Annotated in this window: 13 protein-coding genes; all 13 read right to left on the bottom strand. The window is 50.6% G+C overall.

Annotation, left to right across the window (positions count from 1 at the left end; genetic code table 11):
• Positions 1–52: 52 nt before the first annotated feature.
• The 13 genes from ACTNBK_RS00975 to ACTNBK_RS00915 all read right to left on the bottom strand — a co-directional run bounded on the left by ACTNBK_RS00975 (position 53) and on the right by ACTNBK_RS00915 (position 18044).
• Entirely contained in the window at positions 53–418 is a 366-nt protein-coding gene (locus ACTNBK_RS00975; RefSeq protein ID WP_294511977.1) for a DUF3783 domain-containing protein, read from the bottom strand.
• A gap of 173 nt (positions 419–591) precedes the next feature.
• The gene (nifU, locus tag ACTNBK_RS00970) at positions 592–1032 is read right to left on the bottom strand and encodes a Fe-S cluster assembly scaffold protein NifU (protein ID WP_441142854.1); all 441 of its coding nucleotides are present in this window, start codon (positions 1030–1032) and stop codon (positions 592–594) included.
• A gap of 14 nt (positions 1033–1046) precedes the next feature.
• Positions 1047–2240 carry a cysteine desulfurase family protein gene (locus ACTNBK_RS00965; protein ID WP_441142852.1) on the bottom strand — a complete coding sequence of 398 codons (1194 nt, stop codon included), beginning with the start codon at positions 2238–2240 and terminating at the stop codon, positions 1047–1049.
• A gap of 139 nt (positions 2241–2379) precedes the next feature.
• Positions 2380–3705, bottom strand: a complete 1326-nt coding sequence (locus ACTNBK_RS00960; protein ID WP_441142850.1) for an MATE family efflux transporter — start codon at positions 3703–3705, stop codon at positions 2380–2382.
• A gap of 206 nt (positions 3706–3911) precedes the next feature.
• The gene (locus tag ACTNBK_RS00955) at positions 3912–5144 is read right to left on the bottom strand and encodes an MFS transporter (RefSeq protein ID WP_441142848.1); all 1233 of its coding nucleotides are present in this window, start codon (positions 5142–5144) and stop codon (positions 3912–3914) included.
• Positions 5145–5240: 96 nt separating this feature from the next.
• The gene (locus ACTNBK_RS00950; protein ID WP_441142846.1) at positions 5241–6131 is read right to left on the bottom strand and encodes an AraC family transcriptional regulator; all 891 of its coding nucleotides are present in this window, start codon (positions 6129–6131) and stop codon (positions 5241–5243) included.
• A gap of 401 nt (positions 6132–6532) precedes the next feature.
• Positions 6533–7885, bottom strand: a complete 1353-nt coding sequence (locus ACTNBK_RS00945) for an SEC-C metal-binding domain-containing protein (RefSeq protein WP_031476611.1) — start codon at positions 7883–7885, stop codon at positions 6533–6535.
• An 86-nt stretch (positions 7886–7971) separates the two neighbouring features.
• A complete protein-coding gene (locus tag ACTNBK_RS00940) occupies positions 7972–8430 on the bottom strand; it encodes a hypothetical protein (RefSeq protein WP_015519168.1) in 459 nt (152 codons plus the stop codon).
• Between the two features lie 23 nt (positions 8431–8453).
• Entirely contained in the window at positions 8454–11486 is a 3033-nt protein-coding gene (locus ACTNBK_RS00935; protein ID WP_257271436.1) for a DUF4268 domain-containing protein, read from the bottom strand.
• A gap of 39 nt (positions 11487–11525) precedes the next feature.
• Entirely contained in the window at positions 11526–12443 is a 918-nt protein-coding gene (locus tag ACTNBK_RS00930) for a winged helix-turn-helix domain-containing protein (protein WP_441142843.1), read from the bottom strand.
• 20 nt (positions 12444–12463) lie between these two features.
• Positions 12464–14380 (bottom strand): hypothetical protein, encoded by a 1917-nt coding sequence (locus ACTNBK_RS00925; RefSeq protein ID WP_441142841.1) that lies wholly within the window; start codon positions 14378–14380, stop codon positions 12464–12466.
• A gap of 131 nt (positions 14381–14511) precedes the next feature.
• Positions 14512–15753 (bottom strand): restriction endonuclease subunit S, encoded by a 1242-nt coding sequence (locus ACTNBK_RS00920; RefSeq protein ID WP_441142839.1) that lies wholly within the window; start codon positions 15751–15753, stop codon positions 14512–14514.
• The gene (locus ACTNBK_RS00915; protein WP_441142837.1) at positions 15747–18044 is read right to left on the bottom strand and encodes an N-6 DNA methylase; all 2298 of its coding nucleotides are present in this window, start codon (positions 18042–18044) and stop codon (positions 15747–15749) included. Before ACTNBK_RS00915 ends, ACTNBK_RS00920 begins: the two co-directional genes overlap by 7 nt.
• Between the last annotated feature and the right edge of the window lie 204 nt (positions 18045–18248).

Below are 18248 nucleotides of genomic sequence, written 5' to 3'. Positions count from 1 at the left end.
GCTCCTCTCTGCCGCCCTTATTTCTCAGACGGCGCGGCATGTCAAAAAGTTTTCAGCGTCCGCCCATGGCACGGTGCTCCGCTGAGAGCTCCCGGGCAAGGCGGGCAAAGGGCCAGCCGGCGTTGGTGCCGGTGAGGATGGCCTTCAGGGAGGTGGGGGCGCCGTCGGCCTTCAGAGCCTCCAGCACCTGGTCCAGGGTCTCCCGGTCCACCTCGCAGAACACCAGCACCCGGTCCTCCGGCGGCTTCTCCTTTTCCGGCCGCTCCGGGAAGCCCTGGTAACCCGCCAGAAAGCCTACAGTCTGGCCCACCCGGTCCCGGGGCACCGGGATCACCGTCAGGCCGAACCGGCCGCACACCCGGGCGATGGCGCCGGGACCCATCATCACAAGGGGTTCATAGTACAAAACAGCGGCCATGGTCCGCCCTCCTTTTTCCCGTTCTCCGCCCCGCTGAGGGGGGATGTCGTACCTTTCAGTATAGCAGATACCAGGGTGCCTTGTCACCAGTGATTTTCCCCCTTTCCATGCAAAAAACCACGGGCCCGTCCCCTTTTTGGAGAACAGGACCCGTGGTTTGCGTGAAGCGATGTTCAGTGCCCGTGGCAGCAGCCGTGGTCGCAGCTGTCGCAGGCGGGGAAAATGCTCTTGTCGTAGTCCGCGCCGGTCTTTTCATAGTAGTCCTGGATGGCCTTCTTGATGGCCTCCTCGGCCAGCACGGAGCAGTGGAGCTTGTGGGCGGGCAGGCCGTCCAGAGCCTGAGCCACCGCCTTGTTGGTGAGGGTCAGGGCCTCGCTGAGGGGCTTGCCCTTGATCATCTCGGTGGCCATGGAGCTGGAGGCGATGGCCGAACCGCAGCCGAAGGTCTCGAACTTCACGTCCTCGATGACATCGTCCTTGATCTTCAGGTAGATCTTCATGATGTCGCCGCACTTGGCGTTGCCCACCTCGCCCACGCCGTCGGCGTCCTCGATGACGCCCACGTTCCGGGGGTTGCGGAAGTGGTCCATAACGGTCTCGCTATAAAGTGCCATATCTTACACCTCTCTTACTGGATGACAAAATTCTGTTTTCCGCTCTGGAGATCCCGCCACACCGGGGAGATACCGCGGAGGTACTCCACCACCTCGGTGACCGAGCGGATGATGTGGTCCACCTCTTCCTGGGTATTCTCGTGGGAGAGGGTGAGCCGAAGGGAGCCGTGGGCGATCTCGTGGGGCCGGCCCAGGGCCAGCAGCACGTGGCTGGGGTCCAGGGAGCCGGAGGTGCAGGCCGAGCCGGAGGAGGCCTCCACCCCCTTGTCGTCCAGCAGCAGCAGGAGGGATTCGCCCTCGATGCCCTCGAAGCAGAAGCTTACATTGCCGGGGAGGCGCTGCGTCCGGTGGCCGTTGAGGAGGCTATGGGGGATCTGCCCCAGGCCCTCCATGAGCTTGTCCCGCAGGGCGGTCACATGCGCGGCCCGCTCGTCCATCCCGGCCAGGGCCTCCTCAAAAGCCGCCGCCATACCCATGATGGCGGGCAAATTCTCGGTGCCCGCCCGCTTGCCCCGCTCCTGGGCGCCGCCGTAGATGAGGTTCTGGAGGGGGATGCCCTTCCGGGCGTAGAGGACACCTACCCCCTTGGGGCCGTGGAACTTGTGGGCGGAGAGGGAGAGCAGGTCGATATGCTCCTTCTCCACGTCGATAGACAGGTGTCCCGCCGCCTGGACGGCGTCGGTGTGGAAGAGGACCCCTTTCTCCCGGCAGACCGCCCCGATCTCAGCGATGGGCTCCACGGTGCCCACCTCGTTGTTGGCATACATCACCGTCACCAGGCAGGTGTCGGGGCGGATGGCCGCCGCCACCTCCTCCGCCGTAATGAGGCCGTCCCCGTGGACGTCCAGCAGGGTGACGGCAAAGCCCTCCCGCTCCAGGGCCTCCAGGGTGTGGAGGACGGCGTGGTGCTCAAAGGCGGTGGAGACGATGTGCCTCTTCCCCTTCTTCGCCCCCAGCCAGGCGGCGGTGCGGATGGCCTGGTTGTCGGCCTCGCTGCCGCCGGAGGTGAAGGTGATCTCCCGGGGATCGCAGCCCAGCCCCTTGGCCATGACGGCCCGGGCCGACTCCAGGGCCTCCTTGGCAGCCTGTCCGGTGCTGTGGAGGCTGGAGGGATTTCCGTAAATGCCGTCCAGATAGGGCAGCATGCCCCGGATGGCCGCCTGACTCATCTTGGTGGTGGCGGCGTTGTCGGCATAGATGTGACGCATGGTATTCGCTTCCTTTCTCCGCCCAAACCGGAGCGGACAATGCAGAAGAGGTTGCCCTCTTTAATTCCTAGTGTTTTCCTGTGCATTATCCTAGCACCTATTTCCTAGTATGTCAATAGGTTTTTATGGTTTTTATGACTCAGGCATAGAGACCATCCGGGGCGTCCACCGTGCGGCGGCGGCGCTGGATCAAAAGCCCCAGCAGGGCGGTGGACAGCTCCACCGCGGGGAAGGCCAGCCAGATGCCGGTGACACCGAAGCACCAGGCGAAGAGGCAGGCGGTGAGGGTGATGCCCACACAGCCCCGGAAGGTGGAGAGGGCGCAGGCAGTCCCGGCCCGTCCGGTGGCGCTGAGGAAGGCCGCCGTCAGGTAGTTATAGCCCACGCAGAGGAAACCCACAAAGTAGAGCCGCAGGCCCTCCTCCGCCAGACTCTGGAGTAGAGGGTCTCCCTCGCTGTTGAACCAGGAGACCAGGGTGGGGGCGGCCAGCAGGGCGGCAGCCAGAACGGCCAGCCCCACCCCGCCGGAGAGGACCAGTCCCCGGCGCAGGAGGGCGGCCGTCTCCGCCCGGTCCCCTCGCCCGTAGGCCCGGCTGAGCAGAGGCTGGATGCCCTGGGCCATACCCGTAAAGACGGAGAGCACCACCAGAGCCAGGTTGGCCACGATGCCGTAGGCGGCCACGCCGGTGCTGCCGGCGGTCCGCAGGAGCAGCAGATTGAATACCACCAGCACCACGCCGGAGGAACACTCGTTGACGAAGGCGGAGAGGCCGGGCCCGGCGTTCCGGCCCAGCTCCCGGAGGCTGAGGCCGTCCCCGGTCAGGTGGAACCGGGCCCGGCCGGTGGCCAGATGGAGGGAGGAGACGGCCAGGCCGATGACGGGGGAGAGCCCGGTGGCCAGGGCGGCGCCGAAGATGCCCATGTCCAGGGGGTAGACGAAGAGGTAGTCCAGGGCGATGTTGGCCAGGCTCCCCGCCAGCATGGCACACATGGCCAGCCTGGGGTTGCCGTCGTTGCGGAGGAAGGCCATAAGAAGGTGGTTCAGGATAAAGCAGGGGGCAAAGCAGAGGACGGTCTTCAGATAGGCGGTGCACATGGGGAGGAGGTCCCCTTCCGCCCCCAGGGCCCGGGCGATGGTCTCCGGGCAGAAAAGGCCGGCGCAGAGGAAGCACAGCCCGGCGGCCAGGGCGCTGAGGAAGGCAGCGGTAAAGACTCGGTCTGCCCCCTTCCCGTCTCCCTGGGCGCGGAAAATGGTGTATCGGGTGGCGCCGCCGATGCCGAAGAGCATGCCCAGGCCATTGATGAGGCCGAACACGGCGATGGAGATGTTTAGGGCCGCCAGGCCGTCGGCCCCCAGCCGGTTGGACACGAAGAAGGTGTCCGCCAGGATGGTCCCCGATGAACCCAGCATCCCAAGGATGCTCAAGGAGAGATAGCTTGCAAATTCCTTTTTTCTCACGTCCATGACTGCCTCCTGACCGCATGGCTGCCGGAGGAAAACAAAAAAGGTGCCTGAACGCATTCCTTCTAAGATCTACGGAATGCGTTCAAGCACCTTAAAAGTATCCATCCGATGACAAATACACATGCTCATATCAAATTTGCAGTGTGAGTGTACCACAGGACCCGGGGAAAGTCAAGTGGCGGGTTCTTCCTGCCGGGTGCACAGCGTTAGGACGCGGAGGTCTTGCCGGGCCGTGTGGCCTCGGTGGGCAGGGCCGTCCCACCGGCCTTTCCTTTCAGGATCAGCAGACCAATCACCAGTACCACGGGGAAGGCCGCGGCCACCAGCAGACCCGCTTTCAGATCGCCCCCCGCCAGCTCGGCAAAGCTGCCCACCAGGGCGGGGCTCACGGTAGCGCCCAGATCCCCGGCCAGGGCCAGGAAGGCAAACATGGCGGTGCCGCCCCTGGGGCACTTCTGGGACGAGATGCTGATGGAGCCGGGCCACATGATGCCCACCGCCAGGCCGCAGAGGGCGCAGCCCGCCAGGCCCAGCACCGGGGAGGCGGACAGGGCGGCCAGCAGATAGCAGCCGGCGCACAGCACGCCGCAGAGCAGCATGACCCGGGTCAGGTGGAGCCGCTCGCTGAATTTGCCGTAGAGCATGCGGGAGATGCCCATGAACATGGCGAACAGTCCGGGCCCCGCCAGGTCGCCCACCGCCTTGGAGACGCCCAGGGCGGACTCGGTAAAGGCAGAGGCCCACTGGGCCATGGTGGCCTCGGAGGCGCCGGTGCAGATCATCAGCACGATGATGAGCCAGAACAGGGGCAGCCGGAGGAGCTCGCCGCTGCTCATGCCCTTCCCCTCTTCCATCAGCCGCTCGATGGGGCAGCGGAGGAAGTTCCAGGTGTTGTACAGCGACAGCAGCGCCCAGAGGACCGTCAGGACCTTCCAGTGCTCGATGCCGAAGAGGGCGAAAAAGAGTGTGGAGCCCAGGACGACCCCCACCGCTCCCCAGCAGTAGGAGGAGTGGAGGAGGCTCATCATGCCGTCCTTGTGCTCAAAGGGGCAGGCCTCCACAATGGGGCTCACCAAAACCTCGATCAGGCCGCTGCCGACGGCATAGAGCACCACCGAAATGAGAAGGCCCGCGAAGGGGACGGGGACCAGCTCCGGCAGGAAGGCCATGGACACGAGGCCCACCGCCGACAGCACCTGGGACACCACCACACAGGTGCGGTATCCGATCCTGTCGGCGAATCGGGTGGCCGCAAGGTCGATGAGCAGCTGGGCGAGATAAAACACCATGGGGATCATGGCGATCTTTTCCAGAGTGATCCCGTAGGTGCTCCGGAAGGTCAAAAACAAAAGCGGGGCGAAGTTTGCGGATATGGCCTGTGTCACGAAGCCCAGATAGCAGGCTGTCAGTGTTTTCTTATAGTTCTTCTGTCTTGCCATGACGATCTCCTTCCGGGTGAAACCCGTCATTTTTCGTATCGCAGTATATCATCATGTCATGGCAATTCAAAGGCACAGGAGCGTCAAAAGCAAGCACTATTTACCCAAATCGTTGTTCTGGCTGGGCGCATACCCATAGGTCTGCCTGAATTTGCGGCTGAAGTAGTTTGCGGAGTGGAAGCCGCAGGCAAAGCTGATCTCCTGGAGGGTATGGGTTTTCTCGGCCAGCAGCCTGCGGGCGGCCCGGAGCCGGTGCTGGATCAGCGCCTCCACCGGGGAGCACCCCATATAGGTCTGGAAGCAGCGCCCCGCCTCGCTGCGGCTGATATGGGCGGCGTCGGCAATGTCCTGGAGGGTGACGGCCTCCGGATAGTGCTCGTAGATGTAGGTGAGCATCTTCTGGAGGCGGATCTGCCCCTTCATCTGCACCTGTGTGGCCTCGGATTTGGGCAGACGGTCAAAGTGGCAGAACAGATACTCAAAAATGAGGCTGATGTTGCGCTGCACCGCCAGCTCACAGCACGGCGCCGGTTCCCGCAGGCGGCGGCAGATGTCCCCGATGACACGGCTCATCTCCCTGTGGGTGGGGTCGTTGTGCCGGAACACCACGAAGGGCAGCTCGCCGCACCGGGCCACGGGCTGGATATATTTTTGATAAATGGTGCTGTCTTCGGGGGCCACGGCGGCACTGGAAAAGAGGATGATGGGGATGGGATCGGGACGGTACCCGGACAGCTGTCTGACTCTGTGGAGCACATTCCCGTTGACAAATATGCTGTCGCCTGCCTCCAGCGTCACATGCTGCCGCCCCACCTGGTACTCCAGGACATTACTTACAGCGGTGGCGATCTCAAAGTCGGGGTGCCAGTGGACGGGCCCCGCCCAATCGGGCAATTCAGCCAGCTCGTCGTGATAATAGGTGACCGGAAATCCGTTGGCTTTGTGCTCTATCTGTTCCCGCAGCTGATGGTCCAGTATGATCGCCATAAACGGAGCCCTCCTGTATCACTCTCACAATATGATCTATAAAGCAGAATGACGGGCACTCATCTGTCAGAGTACCCGTCATTTTTGGACCTATTACCGCTCTCCCGCACTGTTGAACACCGGGATCTGGCCATCAGGTATTTCTGACCAATCGCACCACCGTCTCCACATGGCTCGATTGCTCCAGATTGATGTCAAGTGTGTAGCCAAATTCGCGTTCGTTCGCGGGAATTTATCAAAGCGTGTTTTTTGCCGTAAAACACACCGTTTTTTACCCTTGTACGTTCTCGGAAACAGGTCAAAGACCTTGCTCCTACCTATAATATGCAAACACACAGATTTGCCAACCGCTTCAAGACTTCGCTCTAAGGGAACAAGTCCGAAATTCCATCGTCTCAACCTTAATTCTTCCCGTGACAGAATTTGTACTTTTTTCCGCTTCCGCATGGACATGGATCATTACGTCCTATCTTCTTTGGCCAGTTTGCTCTTTCCTGAACCATAAGTGGTATTTTGCCATCATACATAAGAGAAAGCTCTCTTAGTCGATACAGGTATTCTGAAACACCCAATAAGGCCTGAAACATGTGCATCGCTTCATTTTCAAATTCGAGAAGGTATTCCGTTTTCTTTACGGTTCTGTCTTTTGGATTTGGAATGTAAGTAATAACCTGACTCACCGCGTCATATTCAACATCATTGTGTCCAATCGCATTTCTCAGTTTTGCATTTACTACAACATCCAAGAAATCGGTATAGACTTCTGTGTTCAAGCAAAAATGATACCTTGATGCCTTTGTGAGCTTTATATAATCCTCTAAAGAAGATACATTCTTTTCCAAAGGATTCATTGAATTCGCGTCAGCCCTGTATTTTATGTTATTAAGAGCGACCGGGATAACAAGCAAATTACCAAGGGCTTCATAAACATCCAAATAGAACTGTTTTACACTATCAAAGCTACTTGTTGTCGAGCCTTCAACTTCGAAATCAAAAGAATCATCTTTGCAATACTGTAAAGCGAGAGCAGGAATGAGGCGCTGGTATATTTTTATAAAATCATCATAGACCTTATATATCAAATCCTGTAGCTCCTCAAGATGATAACCATCATGTGAATTTAAGAAGTCTACTAAGCTCTTCAGCTGAACAGAGTCCAGTTTCATAATTCCTGCACTAAAAGAGAGATTATCCAAGATGTCTTTTTTGAGTGCAGAATAAAACCCATGAACCTCAATCATATGAATAGCTCTCAATACCTCAGACTCATCTCTGCACTGAAAGTATTGTCCGGAGAATTCCTTTTGTATCTCCTGAACAAGGTATTCACTATTATTTCTGAAGAGGTCAATGATTCTTTTATAGCTCTTCCATTTCTTTTCTGTTGCATTAAGCTGTGATACCGCTTTTCCGAACTGCTCATATGAATCATCCGTCTTCATACGATTCATATAGCGGATAAACGGAGTAATGACGACTTCTTCCAACTCCGCTGCTTTGCCTTGTTTCACGGTCGGGAATTCACCAGAGCATTCAACCATGTAATCAGCTTCAGCATCCGGGATTTCATCCGCATTGTCAAAAGAAAACTTTAGCCCCGGTCGGTTTTGTCCTATCTTAACGCTGCCAGATAAGGAAGTACCACATTTACCGCAAGCCACAACAATAGGATGTTCTTCTTGCCATCCAACCTGTAATCGGACTCTGGTAATACTTCCGCAAACCTGACATTTTATAAATGTATTAAAAACCATGCATTTTCTCCATTCATATTATCAAGCATTAAATCGCCTCAACCTTTGACGGCTCCACAAGTGCATGGGATTTCATCGTCGTAGCCCTAATATGCCTCTGCTGGGATCGATGATCCATCTCTGACAATCTTGATTGTTCCATCATCAGAAATTTCTATTACAGAGACATCTTCAAGCAAATGCCCATGTGCTCGAACATAATACTCAGCCAGTGTTTCCTGCTTGCCACGAAACACTGCTTTTTTCATACAAAGCAGCTTCTTTGTCCCAGAAGGCAGAAAGCCAAAGTAAAATACAGCCTCGTCCAAGCCCATCAACTTTGCGCTCGGAACATTCCCGGAATCAGTCCACGTATAACATTTGCATTCAGCCACGATAGACCTGTCAGCATTGGCAAGATCAAACTTGTGCTCCTTTGGCGGTCTGCCGATGGGGATTGCTGCTTCTTGCTCAAAATATGTATTATATTTTTCTTTGAGAATCGTTTGCACAAATTCTTGGAACTTGCGTCCGACGTGCGGATTCTCAGAATTTAAATTTGCCATCAGTGCTCCTCGTCCTGAGTGGACTATTGCCAATCTACCGTTATATACGGCACAATCAAATCGTAGAACTTCTTTGACCATTCTGCATGGAACTTTGCCATCTGCGGCCAGTCATCCTCGTTTTCAATGCTCACGTTATCAAGCTGAATAAATACCTTCGAGGATTTGATATCATCTCCACGGTTCCACTGAAGCTCCGTTCCCAGCTTCGATTCAATCTCGCTTTTATGCTGGTAAAGAGCATCAAACGCAGCTTTATTCTCTGATCTCTCCGCTCTGGCAAATACGACCTCTGAACGGGCAGAGTCAAAATTCGCAACACAGCAGAGGTAGAAACCTCCAATGCCAAAGAATCCGTTTATCCAGTTGTCCGTACTCGGATTCACATTGCTGAAAGAGCCGGGATTACCATGTGCCTCATGGATTTGGGCTAAGGCATACGTCCAGTAGCGTTTTCTAATCTCAAACCTCGTTTCAGAGGAATCACCGCTTATATTGAGACGTTCTCCGGCCATAGATAATGCTGTCGTGATCCGGTCAAAATGGTCGATGATCCAATCAAATATTTTCTGCTGCTCTGCTGGATTGAATACATCAGCCTTCTCCTCAATAACGATGGAACGTGTTGTACCTGTCGATTTTGAGTATTCCCAATTTAGGTTCTCACCAAATTCGGTCTCAATCTGATCTTTCAATTCTTTCAGACGGTTATAGGTATCCACATTATAGGTGTAGATGCCCATCTTGATTCGTTTACCATAGGGAATGGAAAAGAATAAGTGATAGCCGTTCGCGCCTATGTGCACATCGTAATATGTTCGGCCAGCAGCTTTCTGTTTTGCTATATTGCTTGATCTGCCGTGCTCATTAGCATAGTTTACGAATGCTGTCCAGAATTGCAGTTTTTGATCATCTCCGGAGCCTTCTGCACTTTCCTCGGATTCCGGTACGTTTGCCGATACTTCCTCCAACTCCTCCGGGATTTCTCGTCCATCTTTGACGAACGAAATGCCGATCAGCTTTTCCAACTGTTCTTCGTCGAATTGCAGGTTCCAGCGTTCCTGCATGAAAACGAGAAGCTTTTCAGTTCTGCTGTATATCTCAAATGCAGTCCAATCCTGCAGCTTGGATACCTCTATCTCTGAGTGAGATCCATTCTCGTATCCGCGACGTCCTGTGGTTTTGGAATGCTTCTTATCCTCAAAACTGTCATTCTGCAAAGCCGAGTTTACGCTCTGAGACAACGGCAGAAGGTTCCCAAGTGCTCCAGAAAGCATCTTGATTTCCGAATCCTTAAACTGCCGGTACATATTACGCCAGTAATACTTCGTCGGTGTCTGAGGGAGAATATGCTCGATAGACACTTTATCCTTCTCGGACTTTGTAAACATTGACCACGTGCAGAAACGATCTATATTATTTTTCTCTGCCAGCTTAGCCTCATATTCATAAAAGAAGTATCGCAGACTGTTCCAGTCGTAGTAGCCATTCCCTGTAGAAAAATATTTCTCAATTCTGGTGACAAAGTTCTGCGTGGCAAAATCGATATCGTTCGTTGTCCTGTCATATATTTCTTTACAGAGCTCATCAACATCCGTTTCTTTCACATACACCTGACGTGCAGCTCGATAATAATCACTGCTGCCATAGGATGCATTAAAATTACCCAAGCGAAATGCAACAAAGATAAAGCGCTCAACTGCTTCAAAGATTTTAACTCTGCTGTTCGCAGAAATATCCCGCCGACTGATGACCGCAGTAACCAGCGGTCTGAAATGTCCGATGCCGATACGGTTAAGCCTATCGACTCGTTTTTGCTCTTCAGGAGTAAGATTAGCACTTTCAAATGGGAAATAGGTGTCATACCAGTACTTCGCCATATCTTTGAGGCTATTGACATAGTCCTCGATTTCTTTTGGCTGGAGTTTGGATACCTCTATGATTTCCTGTTCTTCTGTTTCAGTAACTTCCGTGTCGTCTGCATCAGTAACATCATCGCTGATAACCGACTCGGCCTCTGTCTCAACCAGAACTGGTGCCTTTTCAAATATGCCCTTTGACGAGAACTTGCTTAGCAGGAATTTAATGTAGTCATCGCCACGTTTACGGGAATACCTGAAGTAGATAATCCAATGCGCACGCAAAAAATCATCATCAGAAAGCGGAACACTCTTATTCCTACCAAGCTGATAGTAGACTTCCTTCCAAGCGTCATTTATCTTCTTACGGAGGGCAGACTTGTCCTTCTCGTCAAATACCTCATCATCATAAAGCGTGGTCAAATAGATCAGTCTGTTTTTCAACAATTCAAGATTCGTCAGCTTCTTACCACGATTGTTCATGGTCTCGAAAGCTACAAACACATCGTAATCATCGTCGATTTCATGGAGATTAAACATCAGGCGCTGTGTGAGTTTTTTATACAGCGTATTTACTGCCTCAAGGCCGCCTTCTCCGGACTCATCATATAGTTTCCTAATGTTCTCTGCAAAAAAGTTCTTTGCAAACTTTAGATTCTTCGTATAGTATGTCTCATTCACTGCGCCGGAATACGGCTCATCGAACACCTTATATTTCATGTATTCTGCGCTGGGATTGTCGACCTCATAGCCAAAAAGGTATGTTGTTACTACTCCGTTTGGCGGTCTTTTTCGGCAGATGTATTTTGAGACAATCTCTTCGACCGTTTCATACCCCAGCGTGATTTCTTTATCAGACTTACCCTTGTTCTCATCTAAGCCACGCACAAATCCCACGATCTCGTTCAAGAGAATGACAAACGTGGTGATGCGCTGCTGGCCATCAACGATATGACAAGGCTTATATCCGTTCTCGACCAGCCACAAGTCCTCGCCCCAGCTGACGGTCTCCTTGCTTTTTAGAGGCTTAAGGGACAGGAGACCTGTATAGTGATAACGGTCAGCCTGAAGATTTACAAGGTCATCCCAAAAATCCACCAACTGTTGCTGCAACCACGCATATCCACGCTGATAGTCCGGTATCCGGAATAATCTATTTTGAAAGAGCAGCGACAATGGCTGCAGCTCATTTGCCATAATGTATTCCCTCCAACTTCCTGCTTTTTCGCAAGCAAATTATTCATCCTGATATTCAGCCAAAGCATCCGTATCGATTGCCTTAATTTCAAACGTTTTCCGCGTTGACACACAGAAGTTATACTCAATCATCAGATTAGCAAGTCTCTCACCATCAATCAGAATAATGTGATGAGTATTTGCGTAATCCTTAGCCTTCTGTGAGAACTTAGCTGTCGTAACGAAAAGTCCATCGCCGTGCTTCCCGGCAATCGCACCAACAAAGCTCTGAATGTCCGGCTGTCCAACAACTCTATCTGGTGCCCATTCCTTAGCCTGCATATAAATCAAAGAGAATCCGAGCTTGTCCTCCATGATGACTCCATCAATTCCATCATCACCGGAAGCGACTGTTGCATGACTTCCGTAAGCCACAGTTCCATAACCCATCTTTGAAAGAAGATCAACAACGAGCTTTTCAAAGGTGTATGGTGAGATTTTCAGAACCTCACTCAACAAATCAGATGCAAGGCTTGCATTAATCTGCTTGTATGCATCTTCAAGCTGGTCATCGGGTGTAAGATCCGTCTGCTTTGAAATCACAGGCACTGTATCATCTCCATTTGTAGGATCAGAGGCGGATGCAAAATCTACAAATGAAGGAAACTGTTCCAGATATTTGGAATCTATTTTCTCCGGATTTTCTTCAACTACCTTCTTTCCAGCTTCTGTAATAACAATAGTAGCGCGGGCAGGACTATCAAGGAGTCCAGCTTTTTTCAGATAAGTCTTCGCCCATCCGACCCTGTTTTTAAACACGGTTTGCCTGCCGCTCGGAAGCATTTCTGCGAGGTCTTCCGCTGATAAATTTAGCTGTTGAGCTAACACGGCAGTAACGTCTTTAATTTTATAGACCTCACCGTCTTTTACTGCTGCCAGTAAAGGCTTCATTAATTCATCGTATTTTGGCACTGCCATGGTTAGTCCTCCTCCTTGACTCACTGAAGATCGGGATCGCTCCCCAGAGGAGTAATTCCGTTTTCTTTGAGCATTTCATTTATTTCATAAATCGAATTCTCAGCACAGGCTCCTAATACGCATTGATAAACGTATCCTTCACCCTTCATTGAATTTAATTTAAAGTCTGTTTTACCGAGAAACATCTCAGCCTCTGGCAAAGGCAGCTTCAGACCTACGCATAATGCAAGAACTGTCTGAACTGAAGTCGGGTACTCTTCATCGTTTCTCAAACGCTGAATGGTTTTTTCTCCCACAAGTGAGCGGTCAGCCAGCTGCTTATTTGAGAGCTTCCTTTCCTTCTGCAGCGCTACCAGCGTCTCAGCAAAGGAACCGGGATATCTACGCATGGCCTCTGACCGGCGCTTTGCGTTCTTGATTTGCTCAAGAAGTGTCTTGTTGTGCGCATTAAGTTCAAAGGAATATTCAACCTGATTTTCAACCGGTGCGGCATTCCGCATAAACTGCGTGTAATACCTTGCCCCTTGATATTTCGATTGATAGCTATATCCCTTCGAGAAGACGACGCAGCACTCATCCATGTGCGAGAGAGCATATTCTGACAGCGTAGCATTCCCAGACTGATCTCTCGCTATGTATTTCTCGTTATTGAGAACGAGGTGACGATCTGCAAAAATAAACTGTCCGCTGTCAATCAGCTTCTTAAACTCACGATCAAAGCAGTACGCCTTAAACAAATCGGCATAGGAAATAGTGAACGTCTGATTCTTATCCAAGGCACCTGCTTCAAATGAATATCCGCGAACATACTGACCATCCACAAATGGATATACGCCCTCGGCTTTGGAATATCCCAGATCCATCAGGCGAACCTTGGCGGCCTGTCTCGACACATCGAACAGCTCCGCAAGTTCATCAATGACATTCTCGTAGGCTGCAATGCTCGCATCATCAGCCCCGCCATAAACTGCAAGGAGCTGATCTGCCTTCAAGCGCGTCGGTTTCGCAGGCATCAAGATTCTCGGAGCGACGCCCTTGGCTTGCCACTCCATCCAGTCTACAGCCTTCCATTTATCTGAATCCATGGAATTAGCGGCTATTTGACATTGAATTGCTTTTCCCAGATTATCATCGGCACCTATCATTTTCATCAGCACGTGGTATGGCTGATGACGATGCCAATGAAAACACTCATGTGCCAGTGTAGTGCGCTTTGTTCCTACAGATCTCTCATAGGAAACACGCGGATCAAGATATACGGTTCCTCGTTTGGCATTGCGAATTGTAATCTTCCGGTGCTTATCGAGAACATTTCCATTATCAAATATGATAGTCCCAAAGTAAGTAAGATCATCTGACAGAGGGATATCTTCGATAACCTGTAGTTTCATATCGCTGGCTATTGTCTCGATTGGAACCCTCATAGGTTTTTCCAACGCTTCAGGACAATACCTTGTTAGGAACTTCTCCGCCTCGTCTTCAAACTGTTCGCGGGAAATAATAGGTACAAGCTCTCCGGACAGGCGGTCATTATCAGATTCCTCTTGCGGCTCGCAATTACCAACAGACATGATTCGGAACCCACTCATATCGATGCCAAGAGTAACCTGACAATGAATCTTCAGCCATTGCTCATTAAAATAACCCTTGCGAGATGCGGACGGCATTTCGACATCGCATGATGCAATTACATCGAAAGCAATCACGCCATCCTCAAGCTGCTCAATATGGATAACATTCTCGATTTCCATATCAATGACCGACAGTCTTTTCGCGTCACCAGAATGCTCCTCTTGAATATAAGCTATGGCCGCATCCCGGATGTCATCATAACGGGATTGGTCGATCAGTTTCTGCAGTGGGCTTTCATCCTGCGCCTCATAGTAGTCCAGTCTGCTGTCGTTGAGTTCTTTACGAACCTCCCGCCAGTTTGGCATATACCTGTCCATGTGCGCGATGAATGTGGCGTCATGTTTTCTTGTAAGATCTCCGGATCTTTAAAGAAGCGGATCACTCTTTCCTGTGTTTTGATTTCGGCATCTCCAATACTCATCCGACAGGCACCTCCTTATATCAATCTGACCTTGCCGGTCAACAGTTCTTCCATCATTCCTTGCTTTATTTTCTGGTATTTTGATAGCTTCTTTTCGAGTCTATGGATATCTGAATCCATGTCAAAAAGGATACCAGCTATGGCTTCTTGTTCTTCCTTCGTTGGTGGTACATATAAATCAAACTTCACAAGGTCTTTCTGATACAAGTGATTAATCGTCGACCCCGCTGAAAGTTGCTGAAGGAAATCCTTAAATACTGACGACTCTAATACGTAAAACATAAAATGTGCTGTATATGCATCCGTTATAGGCTTTACAAGAAATACGCCACTATTTAATGTCGCCGGTCTGGTTAAATCAGCCACATATGCAACTTTCCCAATGGTACCGTCTTTTGTAAGCAGGAGATCGCCGTTTGAAACTTGAATATTGGGATCTTGCTCATACCTGTTGTAGTCCACATAATGACAACCATTCCAGTCAATCTGACCATCCTTAAAATCTGTACCAGTAATCAGGTATGAATAACCTTCATCCAGATATTCCGCAGTGGTCAATCCCTGCCAGCCAATACGCGCTTTAAGTTTGGAATTCTTTGAGAGGTTGATTTTTACCCATTCTCCATCGAACCCATCCAGTCGCTTCTTCCCGGTGACAAGCATTTGCATCGTACCCTGACGTATGTCCTTTTTCTTTCGGATGAGCTTTTGCAACTCCACAATCAACGCATCAATAGATGACAATACCTCGGCGATTTTTTTCTGCTCCAATATCTTTGGACAGGGTAAAACTACTTTAGAGACTTTTTCTTTGTTTAGATTCTGAACACTACTACCCGCCGCCATTGCAACATACTGTCGCATCGTCAAATCCGAGCTAAGAGCGTAATACAAATATTCTCTGTTAAAAAGCCTGTCATATTTTTGAATCACAAGCCATCCATCATGAATGCATCCTTCGATGTTCATGATATATGGGCGACCATAACTCATAGAATTGGAGAGAATAAGATCACCCTTGTAAACCATTCTTGAGCGTGAAACACCCTCTGGTATAATTTTCTCCTCCGTTGATTCTATGAATTTTTCTCCCGCACCAACATCGCCAATTTTTATCCAATTGATACCTTGGTCACTTGTAGTTAAAAATGCTTGAATAGGTCTCGGTGAACCACCTCTAAATATTTGCGCATAATCTCCCAAGGTAATAACATCCCAATCATTGGGAATATCTGTTCTTAAAACCTCGTTTACCATTTAAATCCCATCCTTTCCAGATGAGACTTCACCTTGGCCTCATACTCAGTTGTATTTTTATCAAGCTCCGGAAGCGTATTTTCATACCGCTCTGCAAGCTCAATAATTCTATTCGTCAAGCGATGAGAAATCGCAGCATACAGATCAGCTATACCAGAGAAGATGCTATCGAACCACTTCTTGTTCACCAGCAGATCCAGAATTTCTTCATCTGTCAGGCTGTCATACCTTGCCCTGCACTTCTCATCAAGCGCCTTGTTCAGATCCTTAACAACCTTGTTATAGTCGGACACTTTGCCGCAAAGATCCAAAGCCTGTCTGAGTTGATTTACATCATCCTGCAAGCTTTCCGGCACGCTCTCTACTGTACGAATAATAAATAGGCGCAACATGATAGAAGACTTTGTGACAGTTCCTTTTTCTGTTACAGCGCTTTCGCAAAGCGGGTGTCCCACGAGATATGCCTGAAGGCGCTTCTTCTGCATCGGAAGCTGATCCATCAAAAGTTCCAGCTCTAAGGTTTCCTCCGTCTCTACATGCTGAGTGAGTTCCTCAATCTTGGCTTCTAAGTCCTTAGCCTTGACTTTTCCGTTCTCAGCCACATCGGCAAGAGCAGATTCCTCATCGGCGCTCTCAACCAGATCAGAAAGCAAGGATTCTGTTTCTGCGACAACGTTCTCGGCTTCCTCTATGGCATTCTTCTCCTCACGGAAGAAGGCATCTATCACGATGGCCTTTGGAATCAATCTTCCTTCCCATCCGGTGACTTTCATCTCACCTTTATTCTTGCCCTGCGTGATCTCTTCCTCAATATTGTCCGTCGCTCTTGCATTGGCGTAACCATCCGGTTCACTTATGATAAGCGACACGTCATCGTTCATGACCTCATTCCAATAAGCCAGCAGCACTTGATACACGTCGTATTTATCAATCAGCGTCAGGTGTTCAAATTCAGCAAGGATATCCTCCGCAAGACTAACGATTAACTCTCTCGCGGATACGTCTTCATCAAGGGAAGATAGAGCAGGATATTCCTTGGCCTTCCATGCTGCGAAAGCCTCGTCGAGTTTCTCACCGTATTCTGAGAACTCGGCGTTTTTATATATCGTCTGACGGATATTCTCATGCTCCACATTCAAGCTGTAATACTTTTCGCTAATCGCCGTCAGCAACTCAGCCTTCAGCGAAGGGAACGCATCCCAATATTTAGACAGACTGTCAATATCAACCGCCGGAATACCGCCGTGAATATGCGCATAGATATCCTGAATATCCTCCGGATCTGTGGAGTCAATATAGCGAGTGATGTTCAAGTTATACCCGTTCTTCTTTTCGATTTCATCGTTTGGTACGAAACGCGCATACTTTGGATCTGTAGTTATCTGCTCATTAAACGTCGTAATGATTCTATAGATATCACGTTCACGCAAACGATTCTTGTTGCCGTCCTTAACGTACCCACGGCTGGCATCAATCATAAAGATGCCTTGTCGGTTTGCAGCTCCTTCTTTATCAATCACGAGCACGCAGGCGGCTATGCCGGTGCCGTAAAACAAGTTTGTCGGAAGGCTGATAATGCCCTTGATCCAGTGCTTCTTTATAATTGCTTCTCTAATAGTCGCTTCGGCATTTCCACGGAACAGAACACCATGAGGGAGAATAACCGCAGCCTTGCCATTTGACTTCAATGCCTTAAGGATATGCATGAGCCAAGCATAGTCGCCGTTCTTTTCCGGTGGCGTGTCCCCATAGCCCTCGAAGCGACCATATTCTTTACCGGCAATACCATCGCGCCAATTCTTCATAGAGAAGGGAGGATTTGCCACTATGTAATCGAAACGTTCAAGTATGGAATTATCGGATTTATCAAGATACTGCGGATTTGAGAATGTGTTACCGCTCTTGATGGTAATCTCGGCCTTACGATGCAGGACGGCATTCATCTTCGCCAGACCAGCTGTCGTGCTTTCCTTTTCTTGGCCATATCCCATGATCGGGATAGGAGCTGCATCAATGGCTCGAATTAATAGGCTGCCACTTCCACACGCCGGATCGCATACTGTGGCGCTGGTGTCCGTGCAACGGCTGATTCCCACTACATTGGCGAGGATTCGGGAAACCTCTGCAGGTGTATAGAATTGTCCCTTGCTCTTTCCGCTTTCTGTAGCGAATTTGCGCATCAAATATTCGTAGGCATCTCCGATGATGTCATCACCTTCGGCCTTGTTCCGGGAGAAGTCAAGTTCCGGGCGCTGGAAGATGGATATAAGATCGGTCAACTTATCAACCATTTCCTTACCGCTTCCAAGCTTCTTCTCATCATTAAAATGAGCAATATCAATAACACCCTTCAGGTCAGTATTCTCGTCAGCAAGGCGTGCTATGGAACCTCTGAATAAAAGCCTTTATCCTGTTTCTACTCAATGTATTAGCCGCCATTTGCGCTTGGTTAAGGTGATTTCAGTGCAAAATAGCCATTATTTATCTGCTTTTCT

It is taken from the genome of Intestinimonas sp. HCP28S3_D6, from assembly GCF_052065695.1.
GTDB lineage: Bacteria > Bacillota > Clostridia > Oscillospirales > Oscillospiraceae > Intestinimonas.
This window is presented reverse-complemented; position numbering and strand designations above follow the sequence as displayed.